The sequence below is a fragment of the Arthrobacter sp. NPDC057388 genome, from assembly GCF_042668165.1.
Classification (GTDB): domain Bacteria; phylum Actinomycetota; class Actinomycetes; order Actinomycetales; family Micrococcaceae; genus Arthrobacter.
Genome location: NZ_JBHVBL010000011.1, coordinates 1 through 26,201 on the forward strand (window position 1 = coordinate 1; position 26,201 = coordinate 26,201).

Consider the following 26,201-nt stretch of genomic DNA (forward strand, 5'->3'; position numbering starts at 1 on the left):
CCCTCGACCCGAAATGGGTCGAGGGCGGGGGCCTGCTTCTCTTCAACTGCCCCTTTATGCCATTCCCCAGCGACTCAATGTCCATCAGCAATGGTGGGGTATGAGGCACTAGCTTCCCATTCGACCACGAATAGACTGGAACCATGACTGACGACAAGACCCCCCAGGCCCCGCGCGAGGGCTCCCTGCCGAAGTTCTCCGTGAACGTCGCCCCGACCCAGAAAATTACCGCCGCCGACCTGGGCACCCTGCTCGAGCGCTTCCGCGCCGGGGATGCCGAACCCCTGATCTTCGGTGACGGGAACGTCCCCGAGGCCGCCGTGATCCCGTTCGCCGACTTCGTCGACCTGCTCCGGCGGGTCCACGCCGAAGAGACTGCCTTCCAGGCCGAGCTCTCCCGCCGCATCCGTGCCTCGGACGACTCCGAGGAGCCCGGCCTGACCCTCGATGAGCTCGGCGAAGATCTGGGCGAGCCGGCCCGGTCAATGATCCGCAAGGTGCTCGACGATGACTGAGGGGCTGCGGATCAAAGTCCATCTCAGTCCCGGGGCCCGCCAGGACATCGAACGGCTCAACCAGCGCGCCCTGAAGAATCCGCACGGCCGGGACGAGGCGCTCCTTGAAGCCACCATCGTCATGCTCCACCGGCTAAACGGCCGCCGCCACCCGACCAAGCCGCTGGACTACGACTCCCGCTTTGCCGACCTCTCCGACTGCGACACGACCTATGTCGGCGCGGACCCCTATGAGAAGCCGCCGCTGCGCATCGTCTCACGCGACATCAGGCCCGAGCCGCCCGGCGGCATCACCCGGCGCGAGATCGTCGCCATCGGCGCACGCCGCGACAGTGAGGTCTACCGGACGGCCGGCCAGCGCCTCGGGCGACCCGTCGGGGTCACCCTCGACCAGCTCGCCGCCCAGCGCCGCGCATCCGCGGCGAAGAACCATGCCCCGCAGGCGGGCAGGGGGCTCGACACACCCGCACCCGTCGGTGCAGACCTCGAGTTCGACTGACCATTGGGCCTCGTTTCTGTTCGTCATTCAGTCTTCTCATAGAATGGGTGGGAATGATGATTCGATGGAGACGGGATGAGGGCGCTCGATGCACGACTACGACACGGACCACCAGACCTGGGATCCGGCAGTCGCGGAACCACGCCGGGGGATGAACCCACGGGTGCAGCTGACAATCCGCCGGAGCCTTGCCCTGGCGATCGCCCTGGGAATGGCCTACGGCATCTTCCATGTGGTCTTCCGCACAGATGTTCTTGCGCCGGTGCTCGCTTACGCCGAACCCGTCAAAGACGGGATCACATGGGTGATCGAGGACCCGAAGCGGGCCTGGATGGCCTTCGCCGTGCTCGTCATCCCGCACATTGGGCTCTACTACCTGCTGTTCGAGGACCGGAAATGAGGGGACTGGCCATGTTCAGGAACACCAGAACGATCGTGGGGCTGTGCGTGCTCAGCGGAGTCTCGGTCACCGCCGTCATCAGCTGGGCTACCGGCTTCTTCGCCTGGGCCGTGGGCTCCACCCGCAGCCTGTGGGATGGCTTCATCGCCTTCCTCAACTCGCCGTTCAGCTGGGAGCACCTCGCCGCCGGCGCGGGCGTGCTGCTCATCCCGATCATCATCATCGTCGTAATCTTCGCGATCGCAGATAACTGAGTCGCGCGGCATCTTTCGCGAAACCCGCTCCGGCTGCCGACGCCTGCCCAGCGGGCAGAAATTGGCTGCTTAGGCCCGCGACAGCTCGGAATGCCGCTCGAGGCTGTACCGGATCAGATCCATGGCCGGGGTAAGGGCCCAGACAAGCAGCCTCATGGTCGGCCGGTTCTCCTTGACGATGACATCGTCCGGTAAAGAAGTGGATTGCGTCGGCGTCAGCACAGCATCAGCGGCCCAGCGCCTGCCGTGGGCAAAACCCGAGCACAGCTGCCATACGGACAAGGCGGACGTCCTGGGCACCAGGTCGCGGACCTGCGTGAGTATGTGCGTGCTGCTGGGGAGAATCAACTTTCCAGCGGCCCCGGAGGCATCGAGAATAGCCTGCAGTTGCGCCTTGTCGCTGTCGAAGTCCGGAAGCGTTCCCTGAAGATTCGGATGGCGACGTGCCAGTTCGCTGTACGCAGTCTCGCGGTCTTTGGCTACCTTCAGCGACAGAGACAGCGAACGAACTAACCTTGTGTCCTGTTTCTGGCGCTAAAATCCAGGCGGCCTGTGCGGCGCACTCAATAGCTGCCCTGACCAGCGAGAACGGGGCAAGAGTATGTGAGGCTCCGGCACCAATCATGATGCTGTCCAGAGCGTGCAAATGATCGATCGCACTGACTACCGCATTGGCGATGTTATGCGACGCCTGGTGGGGTTTGATGAGCCCATCGTCCTGCGCCAGACGGCTTCCGGCTTCCGGGATCCACGCCTCGTGGGAATCCCGGAAACCCAGCCAGGTCCTCAGCTCCTGAAAATACAAGTCGGCAATCTTGAACTCTTCAGGTTCATCTTCTCGTCGCATGACTCCATTCTTCACATGGCTACATTCTTTATCGCCAGGCACGCTGGAAGCCTTCCGGGAGGGATACTTCAGTCGGCGACAACTCAGGCCTGACCCGCGTGAGGCGGACTGAATGCCTGAATGCCTGACCCGACCAAGCTACGTCGGCCGAGACTTCAACCACCAACGGCTCCACCAAAGTCAGGCGGGTGATGCCGCCCTCCTTGGTAAAGCGGTCCAGCACCCGTTCGCTGATTTCCTCCGGCCATGGATGCCTTCCCTGGGGAGGACGAAGATATGTGGCCAGATCCCTTCCCGCACGAGCCGTCAAGGACGTGGACCGGCCGACAATGCGCAGCCGTCCGTAGACCGGCAAAACCCACCACCGCTGCCCGCGGATGCGCCATGGGACCTATGACCGCCGCAAGAACCACATCAAGGGCGCTTCTGCTCTTGACCTTCAGCCAGATTCGCCGGGGCTCGTACGTCTGACCTTCACCCTTGATCACAATTCCTTCCACACCCGTGGCGGTCATTTCACTTAACCACGTGGCCGCCAGGGCCCGGTCGCTGGTCGTTGGTGACAGCTGCAATGGCGGAATCCACCCGCGCGCCAGTTCCTCGAGCAAAGCCCGGCGATCCCGGAATTGAAGCCCGCGGGTATCCTGCCCGGCCACTGCCAGGACGTCGAAGGCGATCAGCGAGGCAGGGCTTTTCATCACGAGCTCCGCAAGAGCCGCCTTTGAGCTCACCAGGCGCATCTGCAGCGCATCGAAATCCAGCCGCCCTTCGGACCACACCACAACTTCGCCATCGACAACGCAGCCCGGAGGGATCTGCTCACGCACGGAAGCCAACACGTCCGGAAAGTACCTGCTCAGATCCTTGCCCTGTCTGCTGTAGAGCCACGCCCCATCCGAACCGACCAGGCACACTGCCCGGAAACCGTCGAACTTCATCTCAAAGACTGAGCCGCCGGACAGTGCGTCACCGCGTGGAATCGACTCCACGGCCTTGGCCAAAGCAAGGGCAACAGGAGGATGCAGGGCGGCCGGCAAACCTTCGAACATCGTGGGCACAGCGTAAGCCCAGCGAAGCAGGGGTGGAAACAAGGCTTCCTCCCGGCTGGATACAGCACCAAGCCCCGGGAAGCGTCACAGCAAAGCTGTGACCGGGTCCTTCTTCGATCAGGGAAACCAACCACGTTCGAAACAGGAGTCGTCATGTCCACTGAAGCTGTTGCAAACCCCGCTGGGTCTGCCGGGACTGCCGGTGGCCGGCGCTACAAGGAACCTACCTCACAGCAGATTGAAGATGCCGCAGCCCTGATGTTCCTGGCGGCGACAAGGAAAGCTCTGCGGGACCAGCAGCACATCTGGGATGTCGAACTGGAGTTGGAAGTCACCTACACCGTGCACAACCAGCGCAGGTACTGCGTGCACGCCAGCACCCGTACAGGTGAAAGCCTCACGGGCCCACACGGTGTTCTAGTGCATCCGGCCAACGGAACTGCGGAAACGGCTGCCTGGAGCATTGCCGCCGAGGCTCGCATTGCAACCGCAAAACGCCGGCAAAAGGCGACCATCAAGATTGCGTGACTACTGGCCTTTACCGGGGCGGGGCTTCCGAGGACCTTTTGGCGTGGCTTGTGTTTCGTCACTGCCGATCTTTAGCGAGAACCAACCGACATACCAAAGAATTGCCACCAGCCCGATCACAAAGCTGCCAAGCAACACTATTTTGGCCAAGACGTCCAAGCCCTTGGGCTCAAAGGACATCATGATCAACGGTACGAGGATTCCCAGGGAGAGGAGGCCCAGCATCCACATGGCCGCAGCCACACCCACAGGCTTGCCGACGCGGGCCAGCTCTTCATCCAAGCGGTCCCGCTCGGCAACAGCAGCCCGCAGTTGCGTCCGAAGATCGGCCTCAGCGCGGATTTCCTCATCCCGGTGTCGCACTTCGGCTGCGATCGCCCAGCCCGGTCTCAACGCCGATGCCAGATTTGTGTAGTCGAGGAGATCTCTAGATCCAAGAATCGATATTGCGGGAGGATTTGGCAGGAAGGCACGCCGGTGCTTGAATGCCTGTTCATAAATATCCTGGTCGGCGTCCGTAATTTCCAGACCGCGCTCGACGAGATCTGCAAGGTCAAGATTCCTCGTATCGCCTTTTCGGAGCTTCAAGTTGATGGCCTGCAGTCCATTTTGCACCCGTTGCCGGAGTGCAACCGCGTATGGTCTGAGCTCTTCCTCTGTTGTTCCCCGTGGCAGGTGGTCCTGGATCAGAGCATCAAGGTCCAAAGCCGGCTCTTCAAGCAGTTTTTCCACTGCCACTCCGTAAAAGCTGCTCTTCGCCCTATCAAACCGAATCCGCTGCGCGTCTTCCAGATCCGCCTCGATGTGTACGATGCGACCAACTGCCGCATCCACAAGCCTCCGGATTCCCTCCCGTTCGCTGGAGATCGCAACAATCCGGCTGACGAGAAAACCTCCAATGATGGCGACGAGGACAGCCGACGCCTGGCTGAGGGCGGACAACAATGTGCTCGGGTCCCAGCCCTGTTCCGCCGACCCGACAATCACGCTAAATGGATCGCATTGCACCACTGACTGGAGCAATGGCACATGAGAGGTACAGGTAAGGAATTCAGACGAGATCACCGAGCGATCATAAGCGACCCTTGACGATGCGTCGTGCACAGAGACCGGCCTTGGCACCTACAGCCCCTTACTCACAGACGAACCCCGGTGATGCTTCCGCATCGCCGGGGTTCTTATTTTTTTCTGTCAGCAGCTGTCCCGTGTCTATCCCGCCGCCCGGGCAAGGCCCTCCTCAGCCTCATCAAACTCATCGATCAGCCTCAAGGTCTCCTGACCACTCAGGTCAGCGTCCGGGTCGAGCCGCCGATTGATGCTGCGTGACGCGGAAAACTTCAGCACCGAGTAATCATCCACGTCCTTCTTGCCGAACCGGACCTTGTGGCCTTTATGCGTCTGCCGGGCGAAGCGGCCAAAACCAGTAAGGACGACGGTGTCTCCACGGCGCACGGCGTCCGTGAGCTCCGCGATGAGCGACTCGTACACCTCACTCACAACCCTTATAGGCTGTCCGCTGCGGCCGGCCACCTTCGAGATGAATCCTCGCTTGCTGATCCGCGGATGAACCGTCGTATTCATGCCCACACCTTTGTCCTATCGTCCCTCGTCGTCCGCTTCCTGCTTGAAAACCAGTTTATCCGACAGGCCTGTCGAAAAGCGATCCACAGGCCTGTCGGTGTCCATTCAACTAAAGCTCGAAATCCGGATCAATGGACTGGCGGTCGTCCTTGTACTCGTAGTCAACTGACTCAATAATCGACCGGGTCTTCGGATCGCGCCGGGTGCTGACGATCTTGTCGTGGGACTCATCGAACCGCTGCTGGTCGGCGATCCGGTGGGCCGCGTTGAGCTTGGCGTTGATGTTCTTATCGCCGAACTCCATCATCGAACTTACCGAGGACTTCGCACCCTGCTTGGTTGCGTTGACGTTCTTCTTGTTCTGCGCACGCTGCTGCTCCCAGCGACCGCGGTCCTCGGGCGTGACGTACCCGAACATCTGGGCAAGCCGGGAACCGTACCGCTCCTGCCGCTCTACCTGCTGGTCGTCGCTCATGGTCCTGTCTCCTTCTCGTTCGTTTCCGGACTATGCCGGCTGGTAATCCTCGGCCCCGCGGTCGCGGCTCCACTGGCCCTCCGGTCCCGGTCGGGCCGAGGGGCCGGGCCCCTGTCGGAAAGGCTGGGGCCGCGTGCGCTGCGCCGCCAGGAAAGTAGCGGGATCGTCGACTGCGGCCCGCATCGTGTCCTGCCAGTCCTCGCCGAGGGCCAGCTTGAGCTCGTGCTCGAAGTCCGGGTCCTCCTTGTTCAGCTCCTCGATGGCGTCCACATAGGCATTCGAATAGACACGCTGCTGCTCCTCGTCGGAGAGACCATCGATCTCCATGCTGGCGAGCATGCTCTCGGACTGGTCGAGGCGCTGCTGGAGCTCCTCGGGCAGCCCGCGGGTGTCCAGGCCCTGCTTCTTGGCCGCGAAACCGATCATGTAGCCCATGACGCTGCCACCGAGGGCCTGTCCGTCGCCACGCTGGACGCCGTCCAGCATCGCCGCCTTCATGGTTTCCGCCAGCTGCACCTGGTGCTCGTCCGGCTCCATCGGCGCGCGCAGCGTGAACATACCCTCGTCGGGGATCCGCCGGCCCAGGTGGTCGTCGAACTCCCCGGTCCAGACCTCACGTACCCGGTCGGTGCCCGCCAGACGTGCTTCGTGCGGCGGGGACTTGACGATGCGGCCGTGTGCGACGCCGTTGAACATCAGGCGCAGCTCCGGCTCGGACTCCATCCGCTCACCAATGATCGTCCGGGCGCGCTTGACCACCTCGGTCCGATCAAGCCCGTCGTCCTCCATCTGCTGGCGCAGATGCTTTCGAAGGGCCTTGTAGCTGGCATTGATCTGCTTCGCGTCCTGCTCGGGGTCACGCATCTTCCAGAAGGCGTTCTCCATGAGCGCGACCTCGGTCATGGCTGCCGACTCGGGAGTGAACAGCTCGCGGTTGCCCCGCTCGCGGCGCTCAAGATCCTCCAGACGGGTACGCCAGCGCTTGGAGAGGAAGTCGTCCCGGCTGGGGCCCCGCCGTCCGCCTTGCTTCCCGGCCTGCTTACAGCCGTCGTCGCCGGCGGTCTCCTGCGCCTGCGCCGCGGCCCCGAACAGATCTCCGGCCAGGGCCGCCTGGCGCTCGGCCCTGTCGCCGATGTGCCGGGTCTTCGCATCGATCCGGTCCTGGACCTTGTCCTTGAACGGCTGGAGGTAGGAATCCATCTCCTTCCTGAAGTCAGGAGCGAGCATCCGCATTGCCATCATCATTCCGGCGGCCTGAATGACCGAGTTCGGGTTCACGCCGCGGGTGAGCGGACGCAGGCAGCCCTGCATCATCATCTGCATGTAGACCGCGTGCATGGCGTCGAACTCCTTCGTGCGCTCCCCGTCGTTGAAGCCGGGCACAAGCAGCTTCGAATCGCGCAGCGTCTGCATGTACGCCTCGCCCGCCAGTCGCGTCTCCGCCCGGAGCTTCAGCAGCCGCTCCCGGTCGTCGAGGCTGTCATCGTCGGCGGCGGCGCGCTCCTGGTCGCGTGCACGCTGGCGCTCCCGCTCCTCGGTCCGCTCCCGCGTCGTGGCCCCGAAGAACCCGCGGGCACGGTCGCGCAGCCGCTCGCGCTGCCCATGTGAGGTCTCGGGTCCGGCCTGCGTGTCCGCCTCGTCGACAATCTCCGCGTCGATGATGTCCTCCTCACCGGCGGTCCCGCACACGGGATGGACTGTGTCCAGGGGGTCGACCGGCAGCGCCTTGCGCCCCCGGCCCCTGCCGCCCGGACCCATCTCCCGCTCCGTGTCCTGTGTCATGTCAGCCTCCCAGTCCATAGTCGTCATCACTCTGCTGCTGCCCGGTTTCGTAGCTCGGCGTCCAGGCCGGGCGACGGCCGCCCACACCGACGGCGTGTGCTGAGCGCCGGCTGGCACTGCGCGCCCGGGCGACCCCGTCCCCGGTCTGCGCGAGCACGTCACGCTTGAGGACCGAGGCATCCACCGCGGCCTCCACCGAGTCCAGCCCGTCGAGGCCGTGGGCCGTGAACGCGTCGAGCTCGCGCGCCGCCGCGGACCGGGCACGACGGGTGCCCGCTGAGGCAAACTGCTCGTTCTTCTCGCCGTCGAAGACGCTCTCGCGGTTCTTCGCGGCCTGCACCAGCGCCTCGAAGTCGCCGCCGTAGGCCATCCGGTCCATCACGGTGCCGGCCAGCGACGGATCCTCCTCGAGGTTGCGCACGAGCCCCGTCTTCGGGTCCTCCAGCGCACGGGCCACACGGGCGACGCAGTCCGGATTGACCGAAACGTTGAACCCGTCCTTGGCCTCGTAGAACTCGACGAACTGGGCCTCCCACTCTTCGGCCGTGGCCTGGACCGCCTCGCCGTCGGCGAACTCGGGACGCCACTGTCCGGGGCCGGTGTGCTCGAGCTTGCGGCCCCGCCACAGATCACGTCCGGGACCCTGCAGCATCTCGTACTTGTGCCGGGCCTCCGCAGCGTCGTGCTTGGCCTGCAGGATCGACTGGGTCACCGGATAGGTCACCTCCAGCACCGCCTTCAGGTCAGCACCGCGCAGGGCGCGCACCGCACGCTGGGAGAACGAGCCACCCAGTCCCGTGCCGTGGGCCTTGATCGCCGTGGCGAACATCGAGGCCTCCTGGTCCTCCTGCGTGATGCCCGGCGTGCCCTGCTCGTCGCCGAGGTTGCGGGCGTAGTCCCCGAGCTTCTTCTCGCTGCCCTTGGCACCGGTCTCGACGCAGACTTCCCGCACGCTCTGCAGGTGCGCCTCGCGGCTGCTGAAGGTCAGCGCCGAGCCGAACTCGCCGCGCTGGGCTGAGCGATAGAGATCGCTGAGCTCCTCGACGAGGACCTCGTGACCGGCGGCAACCTCGTGCGGATCGCTGACGAACCGCAGGCGGTTCGCCTCCTTGACGGCGCTCTCGAGGCTCTCCGCCAGCTCCGGGCTCTTGGACAGCGCCACCTGGGTATCCAGCGAGACCTGCATGGCCAGCGGGTGCGAGCCGTCGGACTTCACCACGCCGGTATCCAGCAGGTTCGACCCGACCGAAAGCCTGGCCATCGCTTCAGCCTTGGCAGCCTCACTGTGCAGCCTCACGACGGCGACCGCGTCACCGTCGAAGTCGCCGTCGAAGCACTGGTCCATCACCGGGTTGATCGCCGCGCCGGTAAGCCGGTCGTCGATCGCCACGCGCATGTAGCGCACACCGGCGTCGCGCAGGACCGGGTCGCGCCAGACCAGCGCATGGTCGCCTTCGGCCAGGCCCAGCTGCTCGGCCTTGACCGAACTCAGGGCGATCTGGTCGATGTCCAGCCGGGGGTCGGCGGTCCAGACCATCGTGGCCGAGTCCGACAGGCGCGAGCTCATCAGTCCGGTCTTGAAAATGTTGTTCTTGCCGGTCAGCACGCGGTTCTGCACATCCGTAGTGATCGCCTCAAAGGCACGCTGGGCCCGTGAGACGGACTCGCTCATACCCCGGCGCATCTCGGCGCGCTTGTCCGGCGACAGGCCGTGGTCCTCCAGCTGCTCGGCCATGTACCGGTAGCGGCAGGCTTCAACGAAGACGTCCTGGTAGCTGCGCGTGTAATCGTGCGTGACGGAGGTGCCGTCATCGAACTCCTGGCCGCTGCGCAGGTGCGAGGAGAGCACCGGCAGCTTCCACGAAGCCGCGCTGACCGTCTCGGTCAGCTCACCTGTCGGATAGGTCAGCGGAAAGGGAATTTCCATATCGCCGCCGCGATCGCCGATCAGGTCGCCGAAGGACTTGCGCATGGCCGTGGTGTTCAATCCCGGCGTCGCCCCCTCGCTGCGCGGCTGCGTGCGCATCAGCTCCGGCATCGGAATCAGGCGGCGCTCGGGCCGCTCGTCGACACTCTCGGCCTGGCCCACAACGCGCAGGGTGCCGTCGGCCTCCATGTCCAGTCCGGCGACCAGCAGGTACTCGCGCAGGTTCGACTCGGCACCGGAGTTGTGGCCGTAGAACTCGCGCATGATCGCCGGGCAGTCCTGGGACTGCAGCGCCCAGGCCAGCTGCGAGGAGGCCTTGCGCCCCTTGCCGGCGCGCACCTGTTCGTCGTCATAGATCTTGGTCTTCTCGTCCACAGCCATGTGGGTGACCACGAACCGCATCTCGCCCAGCCCCCCGTGGACCGGACCGGCCCCGGGGCCCTGGACGGCGGGACGGCGGATGTCGCCCACGACTCCGCCCATCAGCTCGCGCGCCGATCCGGCGTTGCGGCGGGAGATCAGCGAGAACGGGCTCATCACCACGTCGATGCCCGGGTTCTCCCTGAACCAGGCCACTTCCTGCTCCAGGCCCTGGGCACGTGCCTCTTCCGGGTCCATGTGACGGTCGATCACCAGAGAGACGACACCCTTGTTGCCGTGCAGGTCGCTGATCTTGTCGCCCACGACGAGGTCGCGCAGCTGGCCACCGGCCCCGCGGATGCGGTGCCGCTCGGAGAACTCCGTCGACACCACGATCGGGTCATCGGCCGTCCAGCCGCCGAAGGTCATCAGCGCGGTACCGGTCGGCTTCGTTACTTCAGAAGACTGCATGATCGTCGAGGCCGTCATCTGCTGGCGGTCGAAGGGGTCATAGCGCAGCGTCTCCAGCTCCGAGCGGCTCATCAAAGGGGCACGGGAACCGGTCACGGTCTCCGGGTCACCGGGCTCAACGGTGCCGTCAGGACGAACCGCTGCGTCCTCGGTAAGGTAGCGCACGATGCCCTGGTTGGTCGCTCCGCCGGTCATCACCGGATCAAAGAAGCCGCCGGGAGCCGTCACATGGTTACGGTCGGTTCCCGTGAGCACCGTCATGTTCCGTCCGCCGGTCAGCCGCCAGGCATCGAAGACGTTGTCGTCGGCCGGGTCGGTCCGATCGCGTTCGGCACGGTACTCGGCGTAGATCGTCGAGCCCTGCTTGATCTCGTTGGAATAGCGCACTCGCTTGGCTTCGGTCTCGAGGATCGAGGCCGTCCACTCGTCCAGTCGTGCGGTGGCCTTGCCGGTGGCAGGGTCGACCTCATACGTCGTGGCCCGTTCGATGAAGTCGACCGGGTGCTTGGTGCCGTAGAGCTGCGAGTACACCGCGTTCAACGAGGCTGGCTCTCCGGTCCGGCTGCGGCCGGAGACGAGGTCGCCGGCAAGCTGGTACTGGATGCGCTCGTGCATCAGCTGCTCGTAGCCGCGCAGCACCGTGCGCTCCTCGACCGACTTGGGGGCCTCGCCCGGGGTCTGGGCCTTGATACGGGCCTCGTAACCGGGGACGATCAGCGCGTTTTCGCCACTGGCGAAGCGCGTGATGATCTCCCCATGGCCACCAACATCGAAGACCTGACCGATCTCACCGGAAACCGGCGTGGCCTTGCCGTCGCGGCGCAGCTTCTCGGCGCTCCAGCTGATAACGCCCTGCGCATCGACCAGAATCTCACCCGGCGTCGCGGCGTTGCGTTCGATGCTCTCCCGAACGGTCTGACCGATCCGGCGCATGAACTCCGAGGGGTGCTCGGCGATGGGGGCGGCTGTGGCCGCGTCGAAGGAGACGATCCGGTCCTTGAAGCGGGTGGCCTGAAAGCTGGTGCCCATGAGCTCGGTGGGAGGCACCCCGCAGCGGCGCAGCGCCGAGGCGAGGTTGTCCAGGTTCGACCACTGGCCGGTCGGGCTGGTCATGTACTTGGCGACCCGGGCGGGGTCGAAGCGCTGGTCGATCCACTCGCCGTCGATCAGGTGCGGCTCGGCATCCCAGGTGCCGACCAACTCGAACGGAACGTCATCGGCGTGCGCACGGACCTTGTCGGCGGCCGTGCCTCCATAGACGAGGTTGCCCAGATCCGGAAGCTCACCTGCCTGCAGCTCGCCGATCTCCTCCAGACGCTCCTGGTACATCTCCTCGGTCGCGCCCGGACGCAGCAGCTCGCTGCGCACTCCGGTGAGCACGTCCCAGTAAGAGCGCTGGATTGCCGCGACCTCGGGGTCGGAGGCATACTCCGGGGGCTCGATCTCGTCGAGCGCGCCCTCGGTGCGCTGCAACTCAGACTCCGCTCGCAGAATCAGCGCCTCGACACCCAGGGCGGCGCGCAGATTCTCCCGCGCGGTCTCCACGGCCTCGCGACCATAGGCCTCGGCCGGCTCTGCGTCCACGAAGAAGGTCGGCAGGGAACGGTTCTTCGCATCGCGGCGGAGCATGACCTTGGACCCGGGGCGCGGGGCGCTCTCACCGGGGACGACATAGTCCGCGACGACGAACATGCTCTCGCGGTCGACGTGATAGCTGTCCGGCACGTCGATGAGGGAGCGTCCGCGGCCGTGCTCGGGGTGGCTGGAGCCGACGACGCCGACCGCCGTGCCGGGAAGGTCCTCGCGTTCGATGGGCAGGCCCTGGGCGAAACGCAGCAGCCGCACGGCGTCCTCGGACGTCGGGGCGGGCACGGCCATGCCACCGGGCACCCGGTGATTGGTGCTGTAGCGCAGCACCGTGCCGTTGTCGTAGATGCGCGCCCCGGCGTACTCCTCCTGGCGCGTGTCAGTGAGACGGATCTCCATGCCGGTCCCGGAGATCCGGGCCTTGATCTGTCCGGGCTCACGGTCGCGCAGGACCTCGTAGGCCACGCCCTGGGACTTCAGCTCCTCGAGCAGTGCCGCCGAGCGCGCCACCGCCCGCGGGGACATGAAACGGTTACGGTCGACACGGCCGGTCTGCGGGTCGCGTCCGCCGTCGATGACCCATTCGCGGACCTGGTCGTACTCCTGGCGGCTCATCTTGTCCATGAGCGCCGTGAGGCCCGCGGCGTCGTCGTTGGTCATGGCACGGCCGGCCTCGTAGGGCTTGCCGTCTTCGTCGAGCCGCCAGAGCGTCATGTTCCCGCGGCGCGGCTCAGACAAGGACTCCACCTCGCCGCCGGCGTTCTTCACGATCGTCTCGTCCGGGATGTACAGCAGCTCGGTACCTGCGCGCTTCACCGTCGCACGCCCGGACCATGCCGGGTCGTAAGGGCTGATCGGCAGCCGCGCCGAACGCGGATCGATCTCCGCACCAACGCCCGTGGCGCGGGTGAACTCGCGCTGCAGCGTCTGGTAGCGGTCGTTGGCGGGGGAGTGGTCGCCGAACTGCGGCTCGTAGTCCGGGACGCGCTCTGAGAAGGCCGTGTCGATCGCAGTCAGGCACGCGGTGACGCCGAGTCCGGGATCAGCCAGGGCGGTTCCGCGCTGGCCGAGGATCTGGTCGACCCGTGCGCGGATGGCCTTCGCCTGGGAGATTGGAATGATCTCCCCGCTCTGCTCCCGGGCCTGCTCGACTGCCTTGTAGAAGACGTACTCGTAAAAGTACCGCCTCAGTCCGTGTGCCTTCTTCATTGCTACTCAGCCTCCTGTGGACGCTCGGGGACATAACCTATGTATAGATCATATCCCAATGAGTCGAATGGAAGCGATAGACGAGTCCGAAACGAGCCAAAAGACGAATGCCGGGACAGTCGATGCAATCGACTGTCCCGGCATAGAGCGAATAGACCCGCCGGCACTACACCCGGGACTTCATCTCTACGGCCATGGCCCGGTCGAATGCCCCGTCGGCCAGGACCTCCCAGCTGGGCAGCGAGGCCAGGTACGTGTAAAACGCAGCATGGACCTTGACCGTGGCCAGCGACCGCAGATCCTCCTCGGTCACGTCCTGCTCAGCGAACACGCGCGAGCCCTCGTCGCTGATCTGGCCGTTGATCCGGCGGGCGGCGTCGGTATAGGCATCGGAGCGAACCTGACTGATGTAGGTCTTCGATCCGTCGGCGCTGCGCAGCTCGCCGTCCCCGCCGACCGAGAAGTGTTCGCGGTCCTGCTGCATCTCCACCAGCGCGGTCTTGTACGCCTCACCGATCTCAAGGTCCAGGGCCTTGACCTTCGCCGAGCCGTCGAGATTGATCAGCATCTCCTTACTGACCGTGCCCTCGGCGTAGACCAGGCGCTTGTGGTCCTTCTGCGTCGCCTGGTGGGCAGCGACGGTCGCGGCCACCTCCACGTCCTCCAGGAACTCCTCGTCGTTGCCCATCATCATGGCCTCGTAGTCGTCCGGGTCCACCTCCACGGGCGCGTTCGGGTCACTACTACCGTTGGTAACGACCATGCGGGTGATGACCTCCATGACCTCGTCGGAGTAGACATCCGGGTCGAGGCGCTCGACGTCGATGTCCTTGTAGTCGTACGTCTCCTGGTAGAGCGCCTTGGCATCGGCGGCCTTGACCGCCTGGGCCATGCGCTTGTCGAGCATCTTGACGAAGTCAGGCTGGTTCATGCGCACGTCGAACTCCATCGCGGAGCTGAGCGTGGGGATCGTCTGCAGCGAATACTCGTGCCCCGGGTGGGTGATCGTGTTGCCGAGCAGCTTGAACGACATCGGCAGGATCGTCTCGTTGCGGTTCCACACCGGGGCGTCGCCGGCGCGCAGCACGATCGAGTTGCGCGGCGAGAGGAAGGCGAAATCGTTGTACTTGATCAGCGGCTCCTCCTCCGTCGACCAGGTGCGCGAGATCGCCCCGTCCGTCTTCCCACCGACCACCTTGTCCAGGTTCTGCGTGATCTGCTTCGAGCTGGCGTGGGTGCGGTGGGTCTTGCCGCTCATCTTCTCCAGCGTTTCGATCATCGAGTCATCGGTCGACTTGAGGAAAACGATGTTGCTCGTGTTTCCCTGCACAATCTTGTCGACCGACTCACCGTAGACGTCGCGCAGCTGCTGCAGCGTCTGCAGGATGAGCGTGAACTGCTGCTCCTGGCCCAGGCCGATGGAGAGCATGGTCTCGAAGCCGGCGATGCCGTTGCCGTCGGACTGCAGGTTGCCCAGCTCGTCGAGCATGAACCGCGTGCGGTACAGCGGCTTCTGGTTCGACTTGGTCATGTACGACTGGTCGAACGAGACGTCCACCAGCTGCTTGACCAGGATCAGGATCAGCTTGGCGTACTTCATCAGGTGCGGGGGAGTGACCAGGAAGACCGCCTTCGGTGACTCCGAGTACCTGGCCATCGTCTGCGTGATCGCGCGCGCATCGTTATCGACGGTCTGATAGCCATCACCACCGTCGATCGGCACCAACCTGGTGCTCCGATACGTCGTGTCACCGGGCTGGAACGAAAGGATCTTCCCGTCGCGGGTACCACCCTTCCGCACCGGCCGCAGCTCGCGCAGCACGCCGTTCTTCACGATCTTCTTGTCGGTGACCGGCTCGACCACGAAGTGCCGGCCGTTGAGGGAGAGCTGGTAGCTCTTGCGGAAGTGGAAATAGAAAGTGCGCACGAGCATGCCACTCTGCGGGTTCTTCAGCTCCAGCTTCAGCCAGGCCTCGTCGCCCGGGAAGATGCCCTTGAAGTTGTAGCGTGCCCAGCCCACGCGGCCGACGATCTCCGAGTGCTCGAAGTCCTTGCCGAGGTTCCGGGTGAACATCGGGTCCGCGTACGCCGACCAGCTCGCCATCTGCCCAAGCAGGTGGTCGCGCTTCATGAAGTTCGGCGAGAAGCGCACACCCAGCCGCCGCGGGAAGGACAGACCCGCCAGGTCAGTGTTCTGGCTCGGCTTACCGGAGGTCAGGGTCGAGATCGTCGGGTCGGTGAAGAAGCTGATGCCCGTGATCGCGATGCCGTAGACCGAGGACATCATCTTCTCCGCACCGGCCATGGCGACCAGGGCGTTGTGGGCGTTGCCCACGAGCGTACGCATCGAGTTGCGCGGCAGGGCCTGGGTGGCGTTGAAGTAGAGCGTAAGCAGGTCCTGCTCGGCCTTGCCCTCCCACAGGAAGTCCTTCTCGGCAACCTTGGCCTGCTCCACGGCCAGCGCGTCCTCGTCCTCTTCGAACTCCCCATTCTTGATGCGCTTCTCCAGCTCGGCAGCGGGATTCTTCCACTTCTTCGAGGTCAGCTGCACGAAGAGCTGGTAGCAGTTGTACAGCGTGACCTTGCCCCACATATCATCGAGCCGCTGCTCCAACGCGCCCGGGTCCATGCCGGTGGCTGCCGCATACTCGCGCAGCTCGCGCTCCTCCTCGAGGTAGTAGTCGATAAGCCCATAGGCCGCCCGCTTGAAGGCGTTGTTCGCCGCGTTCGGCCAGACCGGGTCCTCGCCGCCGTCCAGCGGGAAGAAGACCTCGCCGATGTTCTCGATGTAGAGCGCACACTTGGTCGAGTCACCCTCGCGGGCGGCGTCGGCGGCCATGCCCAGGGGATTGTAGATGTCGGTCTTCATGGCGTTGATCAGGTTGAACTGGACCGGCTCGAAGCCTCGTGTGACCAGCGGGATGTAATTCTTGACGAGCAGTTCGCCCTTGGGGTCGTTGATGACCATGTTCGAGGGCTTCTTCTCCCGTGACCACATGTCGATCATCGGCTCAATGTAGGTCTGGCCCTTACCGGCACGGGTGATGGCCAGGACCATCGTGTTCACCGGAGCGGTGTCGACGATATAGGCACCGGCGGGGCGCTGAACCTCGTATGCCGGGAACTCCCAGTCATCGGTGATCAGGTCCGACACCGTGCGGTAGGGTCCGAGCTTGTCACGGTTCGCGCCCTGGAGCTTGCCGGGGTCCTTCGCCTCTTTGGCCTTGCGCCGGCTTTCCTCGGTCGGCGGGTTGTACGGGATCACCGTGGCGTCGTACTTCCGGCGCAGCCGCTTGTCCCGGGGCAGGCCCGAGGCGTCGAAGAGCGCCTCGCCGAACTCCTCGTCGATCAGCGGCAGGGTCTCGACCAGCGGCTCGCCGTCGTCGCCGTCCATGACCTCGCCCTTGTAGTAGACGATGTTGCCCTCTTGGTCGATCACGTCGGACTCTGCACGCCGGGAAACCTTGACCGTGCCCAGACCCTTCTTGCTGAGCATCATGTGACTGATCATCGAGCTGACCTGCACTCCGGAGTGCGCGCCGGCGTCCGGGAACCAGTCGTAGTTCTGCTGGACCTCCTCCGGCAGCGCGATGTGCTGGTCGTTGCGGTGGTCGTTGATGTCCGTGTGGTCGACCGTCGCGTTGTGCTTGTTGACCTGGCGTCCGGTCCAGGTGGAGATAACGATCATGACCAGCGCACCCGATCCCAGCGTCAGGAAGAGCTTGAACCCGGTGACGGACCCCATTTGCGCGCCGACGTTCGTCACCGCGGGCGTGGCCGCCTGGTCATTCTTCGGGGCGTCCTGGGCGGCGCTGCCTGCCTGGGTCCACCACGCGGGCACCGGGACGTCCTTGAGGTCCGGATGGCACTTCGAGCCGATCTCGGGGTTACCCTTCTCGTTGACGGCGCGGTAGCACGTCATCGGTGCCCCGCCCTGACCTGTCGTGGTGTCCTCGACGTAGTACGAGTCCGGCTTTCCACTGCTGTTGCCGCCCAGGCCACCGCTCATCGTTGCCCCGAGCGTGAACACTGCTGTGGCGACGACCGAGTACAGCACCCACGCCACGATCGCGACCAGCAGGCCCGCGATGCCGGCGAGCACCAGGCCCGACGTGTTCGACTTCTTGCTCAGCCGTTCGCCGCGGTCCAGCTGCTGGTCCTCATAGACGTCCCGGTTCGTCAGCGTCTCGTCCGGCCGACGCGCCGAGATCTTCTCCCAGCCGCTGGCCTTCGGCCGTGCCGCCCTGCGCTTGCTGCCTGCCATGGTTCTCCCTGCCTGTTCCCGCGTGTGTCTGTGTGTCCTGCGCCTGTTTGTGGTCCCGGAAGACGCCAACGGCGCACGGGGTGCGAGCCCCATGCGCCGTCAGACCCCCGTCGATCTCCGAGTTTGCTCAGCCGCCCATGGCTGCCCCGCCGATGAAGCCGGCGAGGCCGCCGAGCACGGGCAGCGCGACGATCAGGGCGATGAGCATCTTGTTGTAGCGGCTCTGGATCTCCGAAGCCCTGGCCAGCTCGCTGGCGTAGGACTCCTTGTCCGCCGTCATCTCCTCCAGCCGTGCCTCGTACCGACGCTTGACCGAGTCCTCGACAACCTCCATCTGCTGCAGCAGGTCCGTGTTGCGCTGTGTGGCCGAGTCGGTCTTCTCCTTCTCAAGGGACAGGCTGTGCTGCCATTCCGTCTCGCGGGCCTGCATCTGGGTGATCGCGTCCTTGCGGTTGCGGTCGAGCTCGTCCTCCATCCGGCGCATGCGGTCGGCGTGCTCGTTGCGGATCGACTCCAGCAGCGCCTCCTGCTCGCGGCGCAGGACTCCGATCTCGTCGGTGGTGCGCTGGTGCTCGGCCAAAGCCTCGGCCTGGGCAATGTCCGCCTTGCGGTTGTCGTCGACGATCCGCTGGATCTCGGCCTTCCACTGCCCCAGGCGCTGCTCTTCGGCCTCAAGATAGGCCTTCTGCTTCTCAGCCAGAACCTCGAAGATCCGCGTGGTGCCGACCTGCATCTTCAGGGCGGCGTCGGAGCGGCGCACGCGCAGGATCTCCTGCCGGTCGTGCGAATAGGAGTTCTCAAGAACCCGCTCGATCTCGGCGACGGCGTCAGCCTGCTCGCGCTCCATGCGGGAGCGGTTGCGCTCCTTGTACTGGATCTCGGCCTGGAGGGCGGCCTGCTCGGCGAGCTTCTTCGCCTGGGCCTCGTAGTCCTGGACGATCTCGGCCTTGCGGGTACGGATCCGCTGCTCCTTCTCGGACTCCCGCTCACGGTGCGCCGCCTCGGTGCCGTCCTTGAGAGCCTTATAGCGCGAACCCTCGCGGTCGGTGGCCACGTCACGGATGACCTGCTCGACGTGGGACGACATGAGATTCACGTACAAAGTACGCAGTTCGTCCTCGTGCGCCCACCGCAGCTGGGCAAGGTCGGCGTTGGCCTGCCGGTTGAGCTGGGCCACCTGATCGCCCAGCCACTCCGTCGCGCCCTGCGGGACCTCGATCTGTACCACGGGTGCGCCGATGGCAAAGGTCGCGTTGAACTCGTCCAGGCGCACATCGAGGTCCAGATCCTCGGAGAGGAAGCGGCGGGCGATGACCTCGCGCACCTGCTCCTGGTTCTCCAGCAGGACGGCTTCCTCTTCAGCCGGGGCGTACGCAGTGTCGTCGGCGGTCACCGGGCCGGAGTCCTCGTCGAACTCCTCGAAGCCGGCCGTGCCGTCGAAGCCGGGCTCCGGCTCCACCGCAACCGGGGCCGCGTCCTCGTTTCCGAAGTCGGCGGCTTCGTCGTCGAACACGGGTTCGTCGCCCGCAGCGCCGAAGACCGGCTCGTCACCGGCACCTTCGTCCCCGCCGGGGATCGAGTCGAAGATCGGGTCACCCTCATCCAGGGTGTCCACGGCAGCAACAGCGTCCGCATCCGCCGCGGAAAGGGTCCCGGGCCCGTCGGCAGTGACGCCGCTGTGCTCGCGCCAGGCCTGTGCTCCGACAGCCTCCTCGAGGCTCAGCGCGCCCGAAGCGACCTCCTGGGCCTGCTTGAACGAGGCCTCGGCGACAAGGTCCACCAGCAGCTCGCCGCTGGGCTTCTGCCAGACGAGGGCCCAGGTGTACTCCGCGCCGGTCAGGAGCGAGTACTCCTCCATGCGCGCAAGCGTCTCCGTGTTGGGGATGATGCCGAAGACCTCTTCGCCGAGCATCTCTGCCGTGGCGACGGTCTTGATCTGGTCGGAGTCGATGAGCTCAATGAGTGAGCCCTTCGCCTCGTCGCGGCCGTGCCGCTTGCTCAGCCCGCCGATGGACTCGGCAGCCAGCACGAGCATGACCCACGCCGTGCCGCTGGGGAAGACGAACTTTGCGTTCGACCGCAGCAGTTCGGCTGCTGCGGGGATCGCAGTCTCCCTGACCACGGACGACAGCAGCTCGTCAGGCTTCTTCTTCCGATCCTTGTTTCGGCTTCCCGCAGCCGTGCCCAGAATGCCCATTGGTGTCGATCCCTTCGATTATGAAACGCAGTTCGCCTGGTATATGAGTATCCTATCGCCTATAAGTCGATAGGTGCAATGATAGGCAATCCGACACGTTGCCGAATGGCCCGCAATGATCTGTGCCGCAGATCAGCGCACGGCGCTCACCTCGATGCGTGCATCGGAGGTGAGCATGTCCTTGTGGTCGCTCGCCAACTCGCCGACGACATCGATCCGGATCCGCCGCTCGGAGGGGTGCTCGTTGATGAAGGTCGCCACGCCGGTGGTGACTTCGTCGGTCATCTTCGCCACCGCGCCACGGGCACCGCCGGCATTGGAGTCGGTGTCACCCTTGTCGTCGATGAGGTACTGCAGGACCCTCTGGTCGATGTCCACCCGAACGTTGTGCTTGATGAGCACCTCCTGCACCATGTGGCGCAGCTTGTTTCGCACGATCTTGCGTTGGGTGTTCTCCGATAACGGCTGGAAGGGCACGATCGCGTCCATGCGGCCCAACAGCTCGGGCGGGAAGCGATTATCCGACTGCGTCTCAGTGATGGAGCGACGGATGAGCTTGTCGTACTTCAGCAGCTGCTCGCCCGAGCCCGTGTCGTCGGCCGCGTACTGCGCGATGGTCTTGTAGATCTCCGAGCCCGCGTTTGTCGTCATGGCGATGTAGGTGTTCAGGAAGCTGACCTCGCGGTTGTTGTCGTCGGAGAGCCGCCCGTCGTCGAGCACCTGCAGCAGCAGGCGGGTGACCATCGCGGAGGCCTTCTCGACCTCGTCGAACAGCAGTACGGCATGCGAGAGGTCCCAGACCCGCTTCGTCAGCTCGGAGCGGAAGAGGTCCATCGAGGAATCCTGGGCGTATTCGGACATGTCGAAGCGGATCAGGTGGCGCTGGTCGTCACCAAAGAGCAGCCGTGCCAGCTGCTTGGTGAGCTCCGTCTTTCCGACGCCGGTGGGCCCCGTAAACAGCAGCGAGGCCTCTGGTCGGCTCTTGTCGTTCAGGTCCGCCACCGACAGCTGCAGCCGCCGCGCGACCGCGCGCGTGGCCAGGTCCTGGCTGAAGACCTTCGAGTCCAGCTGCGCCTTGATCTTTGCGCCGTCGACTTTGAAGGCGACATTCACGCCCAGGGATTCCTGAAGCACGTCCGAAAGCAGCTCCCGGTCCAGAGCCCGCTTGGTGAGGCGGTGCCAGCCGACCATGCTGTCCAGCACGAGGATCGATTTGCGCGGCTGCGAGCTCGCCGGCATGTAGCGCTCGGTGTACTCGTAGATCTGGCGGTAGATGTGGTCGTCGTAAAACTGATCGGCGACGTCGTAGTGCTCGGCCATGCCCTGCAGGATCCGGATGGTCGTCTCCTGGTCCGGAGGCGTCAGGTTGATACGCTGCAGACGCTCGACCAGAGGCTGGTTCGGGGCAATGTGCTTGTGGAACTCGTCGTAGGTCGTTGCGGCGATGATGCGGATGCCGCGCGCCCCGGAGGCTGCCAGCACCGGCTTGATGGCCTCGACGGCGGCATCGGAGAGCTGGATAATCTGGTGAAACTCGTCGATGAACAGGACCAGCTCCTGCTTCCCGTCCGCCACGAAGTGCTCGGCCTCGTCGAAGAAGCCTTTGAGCATGGCAGCCATGCGGTCCGAGTCGCCGGCTTCGGAGATCATTCGGGACGGATCGACCTCGAGGTACAGCCGCTCGGTGTCAACGGCCATCGTGGCCTGGACGAGGGCGGTCTTACCCGTACCTGCCTCGGCCAGGAGCAGGGCGTTGCACAGCTCCGGCCTGCTCATCGAGGCCAGCAGTTGGAGCTTCTCGTGCTCGCGGCCGACGATCTCGCGCTCGGCCCTCTTGAGCGGGTCCGACAGCTTCGACAGGAGCGGATAGCCCTCATTCAGGTGCACTTCATGGAACATGCCGTGGAAGACCTCTCACCAAGACTTGGATTCATCTGATAGATCAGTCGAAAGTCTATCATGTCATCATTCATTGCCACTGCGAGAGGACAGAGAGAGGCCCCCGGACTCATATCCGGGGGCCTCCTGGTCATTCGTGCCACAGGGGTGCTGTCACAGCCCCTGCTGGCGGTCCTCCGGGGGCGAACACCCATCCTGCTCGAACTGGTAGTCGTACCGCTCACTCAGCGGCCGACTGGACTCCCGGTCGCGTCGTGCCCGCGCGTTCGCCTCGCGCTGCTGACGCATCGAGGCACCCACGCGGTCGACCAGGGCGCGCCCGGCCTCCGCCCACGTGTCCTCGCTCTCGTCCGGAGCCGTGATCTCGTCCAGGCCCAGCTCCAGCAGGCTCGTGCCGCTCAGTGGGCTGGGATCGTTCCTCGCCATTGCCTTCTCCTCCTCCGTGCCTGTCTCAAGCCCCGCGCTGCGGCTCGGTGCCCTCGGGTCCGCTCTGGCCCTCGAACTGGTAGTCGTACCGCTCGCTGACCGGCTTCCGTCCCTGTTGCGTGGTGCCCGGCGGCTGCGCCTGAGTGCCGCGGCCGACAATCGAGCCCATCCGCCCGACCAGGTCCGCGCCGGCAGCGGAGTCCTGGAGGGCCTTCTGTCCGCCATGTCCGGCCAGCTCCGTATGCAGCCCGCGGGCTGCACCCATGACAGCACCCTTGGCGGCGCTGGCAGCGACACGCCTGGTCGATTTACCGGACTGCCGGGCAGGTACGGCGTGGGCCGCGGCATCCCGCATGACACCGGTGCCCAGCCGCCTGGCTCCCTCACCGAAGCCCTCGGGCTGCACGGCCTGTCCGACCTCCGACTCGGCGGCCCGCTGGGCGGGCGGGACCTTCACCGGACCCCGAACCGTGCCGCCGACATGAGCCTGCTTTGCCTGGGCTTGCGCCTGCCGTGACGATTCCGGCGTCGGCACATCCGCTGAGGAGATCATCCCCGGTGCCGGCTCAGCCTGCGGGCGCGGCCGCCGCTCGACCAAATTGGGGTTGAACCTCGAGCCCGGCTGGCCGGGAGCGGGGGAGGAGGGCACGCTGTACCGGGGACCCCGCACCGCGCCGAGGCCCGCCTGCGAGCTCGGGCCGCGTTGCGCTCCGGTATCGGGGGTGGCCCCGCGGATTGCCGCCAGCTGCTCGGGCGTGTACGACGTCGGGCGCTGGCCGTGCTCCGGTCCGCCCTGGGGACCTTTGCTGAGATCTGCCATGATGATTCGTTCCTCTCTATGCGAAAGGCCCCCGGAGAGGTCTCTCCGGGGGCCTTTCAATGAGTTCTGCTGAGTCGTGGATCGCTGTCAGCCGACCGCGGGGGCCTCGGCCTCGACAACCTGCTCGGCCTGAGCGGTCTGCTCCGGACCGGCCTGGCTCTGCTTGGCAGCTGCCTGGGCCTCCTTGGCCGCCTTCATGGAGGCGAACTGGTTGTCCAGGGTCTTGGAGTCGACCTTGAAGTCGCTGGCCTCCACGGACTTGGTGTTGACCACCAGGCCGGTGCCGCGCGAGGCCGGCATCACGTTGCCCTTGAAGCCGTAGACGGTGCCGACCTTGTCGCCGTCCTTGTTGAGCAGCGGCTCCGTATTCGGGCCCGCGGCCTTGACGATCTCCTCCAGCTGGCCCACCGAGTAAGGGGCGGTGTTGGCAAAGCGTTCCTTGCCGTCCGGACCCTTCACGCGTTCGGACTTCAGGTGCAGGTTGCTCTGCTCCGGTCCGCGCAAGTCGCGGGCGTCGACCTGGATGTCGGCGTAGTGCGACTTGCCGTCCTTGGTCGCGCCGTTGTCATAGACCTTGGCGATGAGGTTGACCCCGGTCATTGCGCCCTTGCCCTTGAGAAGTGCCATGATCTCGTCCTTTCGTCGTTCCGTCTGCCACTCGGCAGAACGGCCTTGATCATTCACGTCGTCCGAACAAAGCCCCGAAGTGCCTGCCGAACTGCTCTATACACTAATACTCCTATAGAGCATTCCGCAACCATTCGAATGATCTTTCGAGTCGTGTCGTTACTCGTGCTGGATGCCGCCGGCATGCCCTGCCGGTTCCTGCTCGAGGCCGGGGAGGACACCGGTACCGGCCACCGCGGCGTCGACCCGCTGCTGGACACGCACCACCAGGCCGGCGTCAAGCGAGGAAGCCTTCGACCGGCGCATCCGGACAGCCTGTTCCTGCTCTTCACGCAGCGCCGCGATCCTCGAACGCAGAACCGGCCGCGTGGAGCCGTCCTCCACCGGAACCAGTTCACGCGAGACCCGGGTCATCGCCGCGATGTCGTCGACCGGGAGGTCGGCAATTGCCTCGGACTGGCCCGACTGGTCGAGGTACTCCATGGCCGCCAGCAGCAGCCGGCGGCGTTCGGCCGCGGCTGCGGTGAACTCCCTCCTGGCCCGCTCGCCGATCTCGACGTCGGCCACGAAGTCGTAGCCCAGGTGATGCAGGTCCAGTGCCTTGACCTCGTCGAAGGGGTGCGCCGTCCCGGTCTCGATCGAGAGCTGGGTGGAGACCTCCGGATCCCCGCCAGCGACGGCGCTGCGACGGTCAGCAGAAGCGGCGACGAGCACGAGCCCCGAGTCGGCCAGGTCGGTGCGCAGCTCCTGGAGCCGTTCATCGTAGACCTGCTTCATCGTCTCGATGCGCGCGTCCAGCACCGCCCGTCCGGCCTTGCCCGCGGTCAGGTGCCGTCCGCCGGGCTGGCCGTAGATCTCGCGGCCCATCTCCTCGGCCTGGCCGGCGTCCTTCATCCGCTGCAGCGAGGCATCCTGCCGCAGCGCCATCAACGAGAGCAGGCGCTGGCCGTACGCGGCGACCTCCTGCTGCTGGGCATACCACTGGCTGGCGTCGCCGACAAACGGCAGGAAGTGCTGGTACTTGCTCATCACCCGCCGGTGCCAGTCTTCTTCGTAGCGGTAGAAGTCGTAGAGCGGCCGGGAGTCCTCCACGGCCACCTCGGCCTTCTCGGCACGCTCCCACTGCCGGGCCAGGTCGCGGTAAGCGCTGGCCTTGGACTTATGGTGTTGCAGGCGGGAGGCATAGCTGCGCAGCCGGAAGCCGAAGGAGACGACGTCGTCCTCCGGGCTGCCGTGCCGCTGCTGGCGCTCTGCGGCCAGGGTGGCCATCTCGGCGTAGTCCATGCCCATTACCTCGAGCATCGGCGTACGCACCCGCAATTCCTCCTCGGGCATGGACCGCAGCATCTGGTAGACACCGTTGACCGCCCGCTCGGTGATCTGGTTGCGACCCGCGTCGACCAGGCGCTGCCACGCGTCGGCGGGCAGGCCCTCGGCCTCGCGTCGCTGGTTGGCGTATTCCACGACCTTCTCCATCGCCGCCGGCAGCGGAGAGCCCGGCCGTTCCAGCTGCTCGGCCACCAGCTCGGAGACCAGACGGTTGGCTTTGCGCATCCGCAGATCATTGGTTCCGGCGCGCCACAGCGAGCGATCGGCGGGCAGGCATGCCAGCAGGAACTGGGGGAGAGACTCTGACCGCATGCGCTCGTGCGCCCAACGCTTGATGAAGGTCGTCACGTTCCTGCGCTCATAACCGACAGCGCTGGACAGGTGAGCGACGGCCTGCTTTTCGTCCAGCCAGGCGTCCACGCCGCGCCGCAGCCGGGACTTGTGCCGGTCCAGCAGCTTGCCCCGCTGGGTCCCGTCCTTGGCCAAATTGCCGTGTCCGGCGTCGACCATTGCCAGGTGGCAGTGGACGTGCTCGGTGTCGACCTGGATCACGCCGACGTAGCGCAGGTCGTCGAAACCGCTCGTGCCCGAGCTCATCCGCTCCAGCCCGTGCATGATGGCCATCCGCAGCTTCATCTGGTCGATGTGGCCGCGGTAGTCCCCGCGGCCCTCGCAGTGGAAGTCCTCGCCGACGATGCGGTGCTTCTTCAGGTACTCCTCGTCGAAGGAGAGCACAGTCTTCAAAACCGTCTTGCCGCTCTCAAAGTGCTTCTGGATGTCCCGGGACGCAGCCCGCAGCTGCTCGTCAGAGAGTGACACCGAGCCGTAGCCGAAGGCCACGCCGCCATCGCCCTGGGCCTGGCGCATGGTTGTCTTGGCCTCGACCCGGCTTGTCCCGGGGCGCTCGACCGCGCTCTCACGGGCCATGTAGCGCAGGATGAAGTCGTCCGTGCGCAGCCGCTGGATCGGCGCGAGCGACTCAGTCGCCTGCTCGCGCGCCATGTACCGGGTGACGTAGTCGCCGGGAGTGCCGCCCCGGGACCCCTTGCCGCCGGGCAGCGGCACGCTGAACTCGTTGACGATGACCACTGACTGCTTCAGGCCCATCCCGCCTCTTCCCTTCCTGTCGTGAATGCACGGGACCCGGCCGCTGTC

Annotated in this window: 19 protein-coding genes; 5 read left to right on the forward strand and 14 right to left on the reverse strand. The window is 65.3% G+C overall.

What is annotated here, in order from left to right; all coding sequences use genetic code 11:
- Window positions 1-143 precede the first annotated feature (143 nt).
- The 4 genes from ACFUTU_RS07470 (at window position 144) to ACFUTU_RS07485 (ending at window position 1,668) form a co-directional block, all read left to right on the forward strand.
- Entirely contained in the window at window positions 144-515 is a 372-nt protein-coding gene (locus ACFUTU_RS07470) for a hypothetical protein (RefSeq protein WP_377962759.1), read from the forward strand.
- Window positions 508-1,014, forward strand: coding sequence for a hypothetical protein (locus ACFUTU_RS07475; protein ID WP_377962761.1), 507 nt, complete (start codon window positions 508-510; stop codon window positions 1,012-1,014). The genes ACFUTU_RS07470 and ACFUTU_RS07475 overlap by 8 nt, the downstream gene beginning before the upstream one ends.
- Before the next feature lie 88 nt (window positions 1,015-1,102).
- The gene (locus ACFUTU_RS07480; protein ID WP_377962763.1) at window positions 1,103-1,414 is read left to right on the forward strand and encodes a hypothetical protein; all 312 of its coding nucleotides are present in this window, start codon (window positions 1,103-1,105) and stop codon (window positions 1,412-1,414) included.
- Window positions 1,415-1,425: 11 nt separating this feature from the next.
- Window positions 1,426-1,668 (forward strand): hypothetical protein, encoded by a 243-nt coding sequence (locus ACFUTU_RS07485; RefSeq protein WP_377962765.1) that lies wholly within the window; start codon window positions 1,426-1,428, stop codon window positions 1,666-1,668.
- A gap of 69 nt (window positions 1,669-1,737) precedes the next feature.
- Here ACFUTU_RS07485 and ACFUTU_RS07490 read toward each other — a convergent pair whose 3' ends face one another.
- Both ACFUTU_RS07490 and ACFUTU_RS07495 read right to left on the reverse strand, forming a co-directional pair.
- Window positions 1,738-1,950: a hypothetical protein gene (locus ACFUTU_RS07490; RefSeq protein ID WP_377962767.1), complete on the reverse strand. Its 213-nt coding sequence runs from the start codon at window positions 1,948-1,950 to the stop codon at window positions 1,738-1,740.
- A gap of 720 nt (window positions 1,951-2,670) precedes the next feature.
- A complete protein-coding gene (locus tag ACFUTU_RS07495) occupies window positions 2,671-3,564 on the reverse strand; it encodes an ATP-dependent DNA ligase (protein WP_377962947.1) in 894 nt (297 codons plus the stop codon).
- A 153-nt stretch (window positions 3,565-3,717) separates the two neighbouring features.
- Between ACFUTU_RS07495 and ACFUTU_RS07500 the strand changes: the two genes are divergently transcribed.
- A complete protein-coding gene (locus ACFUTU_RS07500; RefSeq protein ID WP_377962769.1) occupies window positions 3,718-4,092 on the forward strand; it encodes a hypothetical protein in 375 nt (124 codons plus the stop codon).
- Here the strand turns inward: ACFUTU_RS07500 and ACFUTU_RS07505 are convergent, their stop codons facing one another.
- The 12 genes from ACFUTU_RS07505 to mobL form a co-directional block, all read right to left on the reverse strand.
- The gene (locus ACFUTU_RS07505) at window positions 4,093-5,196 is read right to left on the reverse strand and encodes a hypothetical protein (protein ID WP_377962771.1); all 1,104 of its coding nucleotides are present in this window, start codon (window positions 5,194-5,196) and stop codon (window positions 4,093-4,095) included.
- A gap of 105 nt (window positions 5,197-5,301) precedes the next feature.
- Complete coding sequence (locus ACFUTU_RS07510; protein WP_377962773.1) at window positions 5,302-5,673, reverse strand: HU family DNA-binding protein; 372 nt, start codon at window positions 5,671-5,673, stop codon at window positions 5,302-5,304.
- Window positions 5,674-5,782: 109 nt separating this feature from the next.
- The gene (locus ACFUTU_RS07515) at window positions 5,783-6,148 is read right to left on the reverse strand and encodes a hypothetical protein (protein ID WP_314191922.1); all 366 of its coding nucleotides are present in this window, start codon (window positions 6,146-6,148) and stop codon (window positions 5,783-5,785) included.
- Between the two features lie 30 nt (window positions 6,149-6,178).
- Window positions 6,179-7,930, reverse strand: coding sequence for a hypothetical protein (locus tag ACFUTU_RS07520; RefSeq protein ID WP_377962776.1), 1,752 nt, complete (start codon window positions 7,928-7,930; stop codon window positions 6,179-6,181).
- Between the two features lies 1 nt (window position 7,931).
- Window positions 7,932-13,484: a hypothetical protein gene (locus tag ACFUTU_RS07525; protein WP_377962778.1), complete on the reverse strand. Its 5,553-nt coding sequence runs from the start codon at window positions 13,482-13,484 to the stop codon at window positions 7,932-7,934.
- A 166-nt stretch (window positions 13,485-13,650) separates the two neighbouring features.
- Window positions 13,651-17,748, reverse strand: coding sequence for a type IV secretory system conjugative DNA transfer family protein (locus ACFUTU_RS07530; protein ID WP_377962780.1), 4,098 nt, complete (start codon window positions 17,746-17,748; stop codon window positions 13,651-13,653).
- Window positions 17,749-17,875: 127 nt separating this feature from the next.
- Window positions 17,876-19,945 (reverse strand): hypothetical protein, encoded by a 2,070-nt coding sequence (locus tag ACFUTU_RS07535; RefSeq protein WP_377962782.1) that lies wholly within the window; start codon window positions 19,943-19,945, stop codon window positions 17,876-17,878.
- Between the two features lie 132 nt (window positions 19,946-20,077).
- Window positions 20,078-21,844, reverse strand: a complete 1,767-nt coding sequence (locus ACFUTU_RS07540; RefSeq protein WP_377962784.1) for an AAA family ATPase — start codon at window positions 21,842-21,844, stop codon at window positions 20,078-20,080.
- A gap of 153 nt (window positions 21,845-21,997) precedes the next feature.
- Window positions 21,998-22,270 (reverse strand): hypothetical protein, encoded by a 273-nt coding sequence (locus tag ACFUTU_RS07545; protein ID WP_377962786.1) that lies wholly within the window; start codon window positions 22,268-22,270, stop codon window positions 21,998-22,000.
- Between the two features lie 25 nt (window positions 22,271-22,295).
- Complete coding sequence (locus ACFUTU_RS07550) at window positions 22,296-23,090, reverse strand: hypothetical protein (protein WP_377962788.1); 795 nt, start codon at window positions 23,088-23,090, stop codon at window positions 22,296-22,298.
- Window positions 23,091-23,177: 87 nt separating this feature from the next.
- Complete coding sequence (locus ACFUTU_RS07555; protein ID WP_377962790.1) at window positions 23,178-23,717, reverse strand: hypothetical protein; 540 nt, start codon at window positions 23,715-23,717, stop codon at window positions 23,178-23,180.
- 159 nt (window positions 23,718-23,876) lie between these two features.
- Window positions 23,877-26,153 (reverse strand): relaxase MobL, encoded by a 2,277-nt coding sequence (gene mobL / locus ACFUTU_RS07560; RefSeq protein ID WP_377962792.1) that lies wholly within the window; start codon window positions 26,151-26,153, stop codon window positions 23,877-23,879.
- Between the last annotated feature and the right edge of the window lie 48 nt (window positions 26,154-26,201).